The following is a 254-nucleotide window of genomic DNA, read 5'->3' on the forward strand; positions in this document are numbered from 1 at the left end:
CATCTGTAGAACTCACGCTCAATGAATGTGCCTATCACTTTGTCGTGCATTTCTTCAGATTTAGAGAAACCAATGGTTTTGCGATTTAGCCGCTTTAATCGCGTTCTTAATGTTAGATTCTGCCGTTCTATACGTTGGGTAAATAACTTCCCTGTAATGTGCTTTTCAGCTGGAAGGTTTGATGAGTAAACTCTGAAATCATCAGTACAGAAGAAATTGATTGTAAATGGCTCTAGAAGCATCAATAAAGCCTG

Annotated in this window: 1 protein-coding gene; it reads right to left on the minus strand. The window is 38.6% G+C overall.

Annotated elements, in window-relative coordinates; all coding sequences use genetic code 11:
• A partial coding sequence (locus Q0852_RS23830; protein ID WP_299022941.1) for an IS1 family transposase occupies nt 1-254 on the minus strand: 254 nt, incomplete at both ends.

The sequence above is a fragment of the uncultured Photobacterium sp. genome, assembly GCF_947502415.1.
In the GTDB taxonomy this organism is placed as follows: domain Bacteria; phylum Pseudomonadota; class Gammaproteobacteria; order Enterobacterales; family Vibrionaceae; genus Photobacterium.